Annotated in this window: 7 protein-coding genes; 2 read left to right on the forward strand and 5 right to left on the reverse strand. The window is 41.3% G+C overall.

The features are described from left to right. Positions 1 to 49 precede the first annotated feature (49 nt). Positions 50 to 2,410, reverse strand: coding sequence for a TonB-dependent receptor (locus tag B3317_RS04180; RefSeq protein WP_291108931.1), 2,361 nt, complete (start codon positions 2,408 to 2,410; stop codon positions 50 to 52). A 404-nt stretch (positions 2,411 to 2,814) separates the two neighbouring features. Next, complete coding sequence (locus B3317_RS04185; protein ID WP_291108933.1) at positions 2,815 to 4,824, reverse strand: FISUMP domain-containing protein; 2,010 nt, start codon at positions 4,822 to 4,824, stop codon at positions 2,815 to 2,817. Positions 4,825 to 5,463: 639 nt separating this feature from the next. On the opposite strand from B3317_RS04185, the gene B3317_RS04190 reads away from it, so the two are divergent. Next, positions 5,464 to 6,867 (forward strand): cation:proton antiporter, encoded by a 1,404-nt coding sequence (locus tag B3317_RS04190; protein WP_291108935.1) that lies wholly within the window; start codon positions 5,464 to 5,466, stop codon positions 6,865 to 6,867. Between the two features lie 86 nt (positions 6,868 to 6,953). On the opposite strand, the gene B3317_RS04195 is transcribed toward B3317_RS04190, so the two are convergent. The 3 genes from B3317_RS04195 to B3317_RS04205 are packed head-to-tail and all read right to left on the reverse strand — an operon-like array spanning position 6,954 to position 7,891. After that, a complete protein-coding gene (locus B3317_RS04195) occupies positions 6,954 to 7,316 on the reverse strand; it encodes a terminase small subunit (RefSeq protein ID WP_291108937.1) in 363 nt (120 codons plus the stop codon). A gap of 45 nt (positions 7,317 to 7,361) precedes the next feature. Then, positions 7,362 to 7,616 carry a hypothetical protein gene (locus B3317_RS04200; RefSeq protein WP_291108939.1) on the reverse strand — a complete coding sequence of 85 codons (255 nt, stop codon included), beginning with the start codon at positions 7,614 to 7,616 and terminating at the stop codon, positions 7,362 to 7,364. Next, entirely contained in the window at positions 7,613 to 7,891 is a 279-nt protein-coding gene (locus tag B3317_RS04205; RefSeq protein WP_291108941.1) for a hypothetical protein, read from the reverse strand. The genes B3317_RS04200 and B3317_RS04205 overlap by 4 nt, the downstream gene beginning before the upstream one ends. A 593-nt stretch (positions 7,892 to 8,484) precedes the next feature. On the opposite strand from B3317_RS04205, the gene B3317_RS04210 reads away from it, so the two are divergent. Then, positions 8,485 to 9,792, forward strand: a complete 1,308-nt coding sequence (locus B3317_RS04210) for an alpha-L-fucosidase (protein WP_291108943.1) — start codon at positions 8,485 to 8,487, stop codon at positions 9,790 to 9,792. Positions 9,793 to 10,603 lie beyond the last annotated feature (811 nt).

A 10,603-nucleotide genomic window follows, 5' to 3' on the forward strand; every position in this document is an offset into this window, starting at 1 on the left:
TTTGGCCTGATGACCAAAACGAATTTGTGAATATTCTTTTTATCTTTCCTTAGAAACGGTATGTCACGTTTCCTATAAACTGTCTGGGAGCCTGGGTTTCTCCATAATAATCACCCAGCCAGTACCTTTTGTCGGTGAAGTTGTTCACCTTTATTCCGACACGGAATTTAGAGTATTCATAGAATACCGTAGCATCGAGTTTTCCATAACCTGATGCCGTAATTTTATTATTCGCATCTATATAGCTTCTGCTGGCAAAATTACCTCCCAGCCCCAGGCCAAATCCTTTTAATGATCCTTCGAGCAATTTATGGCTTATCCAGAAGTTAGCCAGATGTTTTGGAGTTCCGCATTCGCGCAAGCCTTCGAAAGAACCTTTTGTAAACTCATTCTGGTTGAATCCGTAACCGGCTATAATATGCATCCCCGGTAGCGGATTTGCAATCAGGTCTATTTCAAATCCTTTGCTAACCTGAGTCCCGTCCTGTACACTATATGAAGCCACTGCCGATCCCGAAGGTGCTGTTACAGAACGGATACGGTCATCCACTTTGATATGGTAGAAACTGATCGTACTATTCAGTTTTCTATCAAGGAATTCAAGTTTAAAACCGCCTTCCCACTGGAAAGCATGCTCCGGTCTGAAGGCCTTAATATCCCCGTCTTCATTTGCCGCAGCCGGCCCTTTATTTTTAAAGCCATTCATATAATTGGCAAAAACAGATGCTTTATCTTTTATAAACTGATAAACAACCCCAAACTTGGGAGACCATGCCGATTGCATATAATCACTTGCCACATCATCGAATCTGTCGAAGCGTACACTTGCCATCACATCCAGTTGTTCGGTCAGATTAATAACATCGGACACATAAGCGCTGTATGTACGGGTAAAGCGATTGGTTGCCACCGATCTGTTTGGCGATCCCATTGCCTGATTGTATTTGTCCGGATATATAGCCGGAGCATCTTCATGGATATTCAATGTAGCACCATCATAATTATTAACGGTAGAGCGGGTGTCGTCTGTAGTCAGTTTGGTATAATCCAGACCGAACAGAAACCTGTTTCTGATATTTCCCAGTTTGAAGTCCCCATTGAAATTCTGTTGGAGCTGTTGCGTTGTGAAAACACTTGGTATATGCATCATACGCCGCGTGAGAGTGACCGGAGTACTTACATCAAGGAAAATATAGTTTGCATCATTGTCGGTTCTGGCATACGACGCAAGGGTTTGAGATGTCCACTTATCAGATATTTTGTATTTTGCCTCGGCAAAGATATTTAACACTTCGGCTTTACTTGTCACATCATTCGATGCAAATGACCTGTCCCAATCCCAGTTTAACTGGTTCATATTAGTGATTTCCGGGGCCGTAACATTAATATAGGCGGTTGTACGGTTCGATTTGAAATATTCTCCATCAACAGTGAACGACAGCCTGTCACTGGCGTTATAGGTGAAAGTCGGGGAGACCATAACTGTTTTGTTTATACCATAATCCTTAAAGCTATTCTCGGTATGTACAGCCGAATTTATACGGAATAAAGACTTATGCTCCTTATCCAATACAGTATTATAATCAATAGTGGCACGTCCTAATCCCCATGCTCCGGCAGAAAAGCTGACCTCACCGCCTTGTCCGTCATAGGCTCTTTTTGTAACCCGGTTGACGAGACCTCCGTATGAAATAAGGGTTGTGCCGAATAATGTTCCCGACGGGCCTTTAATGATTTCAATACTTTCCAGATTGGCCGGATCGGATAGTGAAACGAAGTTTGTTGCCATCCCGTTACGGATAGAACCTGCTCCGTCGGCACCTGCAAATCCACGAAGACGCATACCTAAGCCTGTTCCTCCCGAACCAACACCAAGAGTAGCAGAACCCACACCCGGAGAAGCTGTCAGAACATTTCTGAAGTCAACAGCAATCTGCTCACTCAGCAATTCTTTAGGTACGACTGTATAAACCTGTGGATTTTCCAGATTAGAGATAGGCATCCGGGCTACATATTCAGATTTCTTTTGTGCAAATTTCGTAATCATTGCACTTACAACAACTTCATTCAGAACGTTGTCGGAAACATCAAGTTCTACATCTCCCAGATCAGCAGTCTTGTTTGCAACAACGTTTACATCCACTTCTTTATTCTTATGTCCTAAAATCGAAAAATGAACAATATGTTTTCCGATAGGGACAGTAAGAGAGAAGTTCCCGCCTTCATCTGTATAATTACCTGTTCTTGAACCTTGTATTCCTACCGAAACCAGTTCTATCGGCTCTCCTTCTTTATTGATTACACGACCTGATATTTTCCCATTGTTCTGGGCAAATACCGGAGATAATGATATGATTGTTATTATCAAAGAAAAAACAATCCGTAATGGATTTAGTGAGTTTGCTTTCATTTATACTTAATAGTTTTATATGTGAAGAAAAATCATGCGAAGATATAATGGCAGCATTTAGCAAACAATCGCTAATAATGATTAAAATATGTATAATACATACCTATATATAATGAGGTAAAGCTTGTGATTATGCCTTGCAAAGACGATTCCGGATTTATAGGGTGCATCCGGAGCCACTGCTAAATATGACCTGTTGCAATCTGTAAGGATAAAGGAAGCGGCCGATGCCTCTCGGAAACGGGAATCTGGTAATGGACGTCAGGACTGCAATAAAAAAAGGACAAACCAAAGCCGAATGCATTGCTAAAACCATTAATATACGGAACAAAACGGTGAAAATTTTTATTAAGGTTTTATCTCGTACTTTCGGAACTTTGGCTTATCTGCTATAATTAAAATGTTTAGCCCTTCTTGCAACGCACAGACATATAATTAGTCTGGCTATTTGTAAATGCTGCAACTCCGGCATCCCCTATACCGGTCGACATTACCCGGTAATATGCTTGATTTATGGAATATAAACTACTGCTCCAGTAAGTTGCAGTTTCTCCGAAGTCGTTTGGTGCTGCATTCACTATCTCTCCGGCAAAATAAGCCCCAAAGCCACCTTCGGCGATACTCTTCGATGTGCCTTTTACATTACCCTGGTATATTTCGCAAGCATTAGTCATGGCGGGAGCATGTTTGCCCCTGTAATTTCCTCCGGAAGTGGATGGAGGAACGAGACTTCCGCCGTCGTCGATTATATTTTTAGATACATGGGCATATTTTGCAGTGTTAGTGATTATTTCATTTTCAAGCTGGGTCCATTCATAATCACTAGGCAAATGCCATCCGTTCGGGCATACACCCTGAACTTTAGTTTGGGCAGGATTGTTCGGCTCATCCAGATTCAGCCCGATCTTTTGTCCGGCTGTTGCTCCTGCAAAATTGTAAAGCAAACCTAAATACGGATTATCCAGATATGCCTGCAAACTATTGCCCGGATAAGCATAATGACCTACTGTCAATGTTGATACCAGACTTTCAGTCATATGGGGAAATCCATTGGGGGTAACATCCGAATCATAATCTACTGCGGCAAGGTTTGTAACCATCCATCTGCCTGCCTGCCCGAAATCCGCTGAATAAAATTCTTCGTAAACACCCGGCTTTTCAAGGTGGCGGACGACTTTATCCCCCCAGTCTGATAAAGGGCTGGAGGTTTGGGTCGGAGTTGCATTCTCAGTCACACTTGTGAGGTCTTCATTCCCTTCGCATTGCATAATAGTTATACCAAAATCAGAGGCCCTGTTGTTTACATCTCTCAGATTAACCTTGACATATTTGAAACGGCTACCGGGAGCACCGGAAGCCCCGTTGTAAGTAAAAAATGTTTCCGGGCCGTAATTCCCGTCACTCAGATTTATCCCCTGTGGTGTTTGTGTATAATTGCCAAGCACTTCGGATATATTTCCGCCCGAAGGTTCTACAAAAGCCTGCCAGCGTACGTTTGACAACACTTTTACTGTCCCGTTTAAATTTGTATTTCTGATTGTTATCATATCCAGAATGTCTTCTTCATCCGTGGTATTATTATTACTGGTGGGGATTCTTCCGGAAATAGCATAATTGGTTTGATTCAAAAGAACATTTTTTATTGTTATGCCACCACAAGGTGCCTGATCGAAAGACAATGTTACCGAAGACTGTCTGGTATGCCACGGTTTTAGTTTTGTAACCAGCGAAGACGTCATTTTGTCGGGTTGAATAGAAAAGACAGCGGGGCTGGTTGACCATGACGCCGGATTATTAGGCTGTATCTGAGTGGACTGATCTGCAAATTCCAACCCATTATACGAAGGACTGGAAACCAGACTGCCCCACGTCGGGGATGTCTGGGAAAGATATTCAAAACTCATTGTTCGAGCTGTCCACGATCTGTTATCCATGCCGCTGGGAATGTGCAAAGTGTCTGGTAAAGCCGATAATGTCGAATAACCTTCGGGGAGTATCTTTCCCAGCGGTATCCATTCTTGTCCATTCCATACATAAGATCCTCTTCCGAAAGGGCTGCACGGATTAAGATTGTATACATATAACCCGGTATGAAGCTCGTCTTGTTGCTGTTTATCCTGAATACTGGCATAATCGGAATTTGGCTGGCCACTGTTGTTCCGGTCTTCAAACATTGGGTAGAGATTATTTTTATCGGATAAGTATACACGAGGCAGCATCATGCCCTTTGTAGCATTAGCCCCTGCATTGTCATTTTCCTTTAGTTGCAGTAATACCCCTTGTGCCGGAGGACTTCCACTACCTATAGTTACCTGGGACTGAACTCCGGAAACTCCGCTGAATAAACATACGGCGATTAAGTAAGCATGTTTATTGATAATGCATTTGATATTCAATAGATTTATTTTATCCATAATTTTGTATAAATGTTTATATGTAATATTATTGTGAGTTTTAGATACAATTAAAAAAAATGTCATGCAGATATATACTGTCTCCGTCCGGTTTAAATCGTTTATTCCGATTTACGGATAAATATTAAACCTTGGACAACTGAAAATCATTTTCAGCTATCTTAAATTCATTATTCCGGCTTTCCCGCTATAAATTATATGGGTGCAAAGAATGAGTAAATATTATTTTATCTCCACACGATCTATTTCGATGCAAAATTAATTCTATAAGATTAGAAGTTTTTTAGATATGGATTAAATAAATATTAGAGGCAGATTAGAAATAGATTAGAAATCAGTATGTCTATATGGTGAGTCCGGTTCACATACGGGCAATCTATCAAGACAAGATCAAGCAAGGCAACCGGTCCGATATATTTAGTTAAATACAGGAAAGATTTGGCTGAAGAATGTTTTTGATATATTTATTTCTGTACTTTTGTAGTCTGTAACCGATTGTTTTTAACATTTTCAGTTAAACAGCATTTATTATTTAACTGTTATAAAACATATGCGGAAAAATATGTAAAGCTTACGGAGCGAATCTTCACTTCTTTTTCCACATGAAAATCACTAATAATAAAAACACGCACAAAAACTATGGAAATTGTGAAAAAGTTCAGGACAGCATTCTTCTACATCCTCATTATCGGAGGATTTTCTTTTCTCGTTTACTGGATTATCACCGCAGGCAAAAGCCTTGAAGCCGGACGTCACGTTATAGAAAATGTAGCTGCGGGAAGTTCATTTCAGGAATTTTTGGATTCATTCGTTTCTAATATCCAACACCCTGCAGGCATTCTGTTGCTGCAGATAACTATCATTATCGTTTTTGCCCGTGTATTCGGCTGGCTCTTCAATAAGATAGGACAACCGGTGGTCGTCGGTGAAATAATTGCCGGAATCGTACTCGGGCCTTCACTATTGGGGTTGTATCTGCCGGGAGTAGCCGAATTTATATTTCCCATAAAATCACTTGCCAACCTACAGGTATTAAGCCAGATAGGACTTATACTATTTATGTTTATTGTGGGTATGGAACTCAATCTGAAGGTATTGAAGACTAAGGCTCACGAAGCTGTTGTTATCAGCCATGCCAGTATTATAATCCCTTTTGCGGCAGGTATAGCGCTTGCCTATTTCATATATTCGTCATTCGCCCCTGACGGTATATCATTCATGTCGTTCGGCCTGTTTCTGGGTATTTCGATGAGTATAACCGCATTTCCCGTACTGGCACGCATCATTCAGGAACGCGGGATACACAAGACCAAACTGGGTGCAATCGTTATCACCTGTGCCGCAGCCGACGATATCACGGCCTGGTGTCTGCTGGCAGCTGTAATTGCCATTGTCAAGGCAGGTTCATTTGTCAGTTCTATTTATACCATCCTGCTGGCTATAGCATATGTGGCGTTTATGATAAAGGTTGTGCGTCCCTTCCTCAAGAAGACGGCAGAATCCTTAAAGACGGAAAAAGGTTTTAAACAATCGGCTATTGCCATATTCTTTCTTGTTTTGCTCTGTTCATCGTTTGTCACCGAAATAATAGGTATCCATGCCTTGTTCGGCGCATTTATGGCAGGTGTTATCATGCCAAGTAATCCTCGATTCAGAAGTATGTTTATAAACAAAATAGAAGATGTGGCTCTGGTACTCCTGTTGCCGTTATTCTTTGTCATCACGGGGCTGCGTACCGAAATAGGGCTGCTCAACGATTCTTATCTCTGGATAGTGACAGGCGTGATAATCTTTGTGGCTGTATTCGGTAAATTTGTAGGTAGCGCAGTGGCTGCCAAGTATGTGGGGCAAAGCTGGAAAGACAGCCTTACCATAGGCACATTGATGAATACGCGCGGACTGATGGAGTTGGTGGTACTCAATATCGGTTATGATCTGGGCGTGCTCAATGCCGAAATATTCGCTATGATGGTGATTATGGCATTGGTGACTACGTTTATGACAGGGCCTGTTCTTAATATTATCGGGAAAGTGTTTAAGTAATTAAAAATGAAGAATGAAAAATGAAAAATACGAGTGGCTTGCGCCATTATTAATTCTTCATTTTTCATTCTTAATTCTTCATTTTTCTAATACAAATCTTCGAGCAGATTCGCCACAAATGTTGCGTTATATTCTCCCAATATAGCACCTTCGATACAGTTTTGACGGATTATACTTAAGATGTATGCCGCCGCGTCGCGCATTTCTTCGCTCTTGCCGTACTTCATAAATGCGGACTCGCTGATACCACAGTACACGCACATGCCCGCCAGTGTAAATGGTCTTTGTATGGGCGTTTCGATGAATTCACCTTTTTTTTCGCCCGAACGCATCAGTTCTTTTTTCATCCACGGATTTTCTTCACACCAGGCAAAGTATTCGAATGCCTTGGATAGCAGCATGTCGGGGTCGGTGTATATCTGTTGTTTACTTCTTTTTTGTCGTGTCATAATAAAGGGTATTAAGTGATAAGTGAAAAATTATGGGTTATGAGGTTACTGCATATTTTTCATTCTTCGTTTTTCGTTTTTAATTTTTGATTTTTCTTCGCTTTCCTGTTTCCGGGTATCAAGCCAGTTCCTTAATTCCCGAACTTTGCGTATCAGGCAACTTGCACACGACTGCGGTATTTCTTTTCTATCAAATACCCTATTCGCAAGGTCGTAAATCTTACTCATCGAATAACGATGGGTTTTGTCAATTTCAGCCAAAAGCTGTTCCACTTCTGATTTGAGATTTGTTTCATTCATTTTGTTATCTTTTTATTATCTATATATTTTGTGACAAAAAACAGTGCGAACGACACAACTATACCTATAAATATAAGGCATGCGTAACCCGACACAATCCCTGATAATAAGGACAATAACCATGAAATATGAAAAGTAAAGCAAGGGCGGCAATTGAAAGGTTTACGGTCAAACCTTTTATCTGTTTCGGGCAGGCGGATAGAAAGTACTTCGCCCCAGTAAAGGGCGGTAATCGCGGTCAATATCAGGGTGACGCTTATCATTATTGCATCCATAGCTGTTTTTACAGTATAGATAAATGAGTTTGAAAAAAATGCAGATTAATATAGGAGTTATGAGTTAAGAGAATCAGTAGTTGGATTTTAATGTTCTATTTTTAGTTACAAGTTACTGCGCCCTGCGGGCAGTTACAAGTTACGAGTCGGCTGACGCCATAGTAAGGGCAAAGCCCTCAAGCTCAATATGCGCTAGCCTTATCGTGCGTCAGCCTGCGCCGTTAGCTTCATGGACGGGGTACCCGTAGGATGAAAAGACGAAAAAAACGGAAACGTGTTTGAGCTGATTGGCTGATTCGCGTTATGCAATCTTTAGAGCGAGTTTTTCCGTTTCGTCTTTTAGTCCGTTACGGGTCGGCCTATGAAGCGGGGTGCTAAAGCGTTTTTGGTTCCTTTTGCGGCTTTGGGCAAAAGGAACACAAGCAATCTCTGATTGCGCGTAGCATTAAATAATCCAACATTAAAACCCAACTATTGAGAATTAATGAAGAATGGTACAAGCCACTTGTACTTTCAATTTTTAATTCTTAATTCATAATTCTTAATTCTTATTTCCTTACCTTTATACCTGTTAATTTTTAATCAAACAACCCATGAAAAAAGTATTATTCAGTTTATTGCTCATTTTGTTTATAATTCCCCGCATGAATAGTCAGACAACACCACAGAAGCCCGACACCAAATGGTTCGAAGACGCCCGTTTCGGCATGTTCGTACACTTCGGTCCATATAGCGTGCTGGGAGCCGGAGAATGGGTGATGAACACCCGTCCGGTAAAAGGAAAAGATTATATGCGCCTGCAAACGCTCTTCAATCCGCAGGCCTTCGATGCCAAAGAATGGGTAAGAATAGCCAAAGGCGCAGGAATGAAATATATTACATTCACTTCGCGCCATCACGACGGTTTCAGCAACTGGGACACGAAACAGTCGGACTGGAATATAATGAATACACCTTACGGCAAAGATCTGATAAAGCAATTGGCGGACGAGTGTAAAAAGCAGGATATGAAACTGGTGCTTTACTATTCCCTGCTCGACTGGATGCGTACCGATTACCAGTACGAAACAGGACGCACGGGAAAAGCGGCGGGACGTACCGAAAAAAGCGACTGGCAGTCGTATATCAACTTTATGAAAGCCCAGCTGACAGAATTACTGACCAATTACGAAATTGCCGGCATATGGTTCGACGGACACTGGGACCAGACCGAAGATGAAAACCGTACAGACCATACCACACATGTAGACTGGCACTATCCCGAGATATACGAGCTTATTCACACCCTGCGTCCCGGATGCCTTGTAGCCAACAACCACCATCTGCCGCCATTTGCAGGAGAAGACTATCAGATCTTTGAGCGCGATGTGCCGGGTGAAAACAAATCGGGATATAGCGGGCAGGAAGTCTCACGTCTGCCGCTGGAAACCTGCGAAACAATAAACGGTGCATGGGGATTCAATATTACCGACGATAAATTCAAATCCACTAAAGACCTGCTCCACCTGCTCATACGCACTGCCGGAACCGGGGCAAACCTCCTGTTGAACGTAGGACCTATGCCAAACGGACAGATACAGCCCGAATGCGTACAACGCCTGCAGGAAATGGGCGAATGGATGGATAGTTACGGATATACGATATACGGTACGCAGCAGGGTTTTGTGAAACCGCAGGCTTGGGGTGCCGTAACTAAGAATGGTAAAACATACTATATTCATATTCTGGATAAAGATACAAAATCTATAACCCTGAACATACCGGATATTAAATCGGCAAAATGGATTAACCTTCAGGCACAGCCCGAATGGAAGAAAGACAAAAAGACGGGAGATGTCACTTTTACTTTGACCGGAGAATTAGATGAGACGGATTCTATTATAGAAGTAATGCTAAAATAAAAAGTTATGAAAACGATGGATAAAGAGAAATTTTAATCGTTAAAAGCCTTTTCAGATAACAGAATCCTTAAAATATCTAATAATAATGTTAAATTTCAAAATCCCGTGAACATAATGCGCCCGTTTGCAGTTATAACGGCGTGTAGTTTTGTAAAGTTTGTGTTAAGGTTTAGGAAAGTCTGCGATGTGATGTTGCGGACTTTTTTTTATTCTTCGCGAAACCCGCAAACTTTAATTCAAAGACCGGAAATGTTCCGGGACACCGGCCATTTGCTGCTGATATAGTCTATCGCTTTATCTTTATATTCAGGATTTTCTTTGATGGATATAAGTAAATAATAAGATTTATTGTCGTATTTGTCATGCTGAGGAACGAAGCATCCCGTGCCTCTTTTTAGGGTCGGGACCCTTCCCTACGGTCAGGATGACATGCGACAGTAAATATTTTAGACTACTTAATTTTCATTTTCTATATTTTTAAATAAAATTATCAGATGATAAAAAGAGTTCAATATTAAACTAAAAACTATTTTTTCTTTATTTAATAATAATAAAATCAGTAGTTGGGTTTTAATGTTCTATTATTTTCTGCAATTTTTGCTACGCGCAATCAGAGATTGCTTGTGTTCCTTTTGCCCAAAGCCGCAAAAGGAACCAAAAACGCTTTAGCGCCCCGCTTCAAAGGCCGACCCGTAGGACAAAAAGACGAAACGGAAAAACTCGCTGGAAATATTGTATGATCCGAATCAGCGGATAAGCTCAAACACGTTTCCGTTTTTTCGTCTTTTCATCCTACGGGTACCCCGTCCAT

It is taken from the genome of Dysgonomonas sp. UBA7710 (assembly GCF_002482385.1).
In the GTDB taxonomy this organism is placed as follows: Bacteria; Bacteroidota; Bacteroidia; order Bacteroidales; family Dysgonomonadaceae; genus Dysgonomonas.

Coding starts and splice junctions, on each gene's coding strand:
- B3317_RS04210 (WP_291108943.1), top strand. CDS start 8,485: ATGAAAAAAGTATTATTCAGTTTATTGCTCATTTTGTTTATAATTCCC.
- B3317_RS04190 (WP_291108935.1), top strand. CDS start 5,464: ATGGAAATTGTGAAAAAGTTCAGGACAGCATTCTTCTACATCCTCATT.
- B3317_RS04195 (WP_291108937.1), bottom strand. CDS start 7,316: ATGACACGACAAAAAAGAAGTAAACAACAGATATACACCGACCCCGAC.
- B3317_RS04185 (WP_291108933.1), bottom strand. CDS start 4,824: ATGGATAAAATAAATCTATTGAATATCAAATGCATTATCAATAAACAT.
- B3317_RS04205 (WP_291108941.1), bottom strand. CDS start 7,891: ATGGATGCAATAATGATAAGCGTCACCCTGATATTGACCGCGATTACC.
- B3317_RS04180 (WP_291108931.1), bottom strand. CDS start 2,410: ATGAAAGCAAACTCACTAAATCCATTACGGATTGTTTTTTCTTTGATA.
- B3317_RS04200 (WP_291108939.1), bottom strand. CDS start 7,616: ATGAATGAAACAAATCTCAAATCAGAAGTGGAACAGCTTTTGGCTGAA.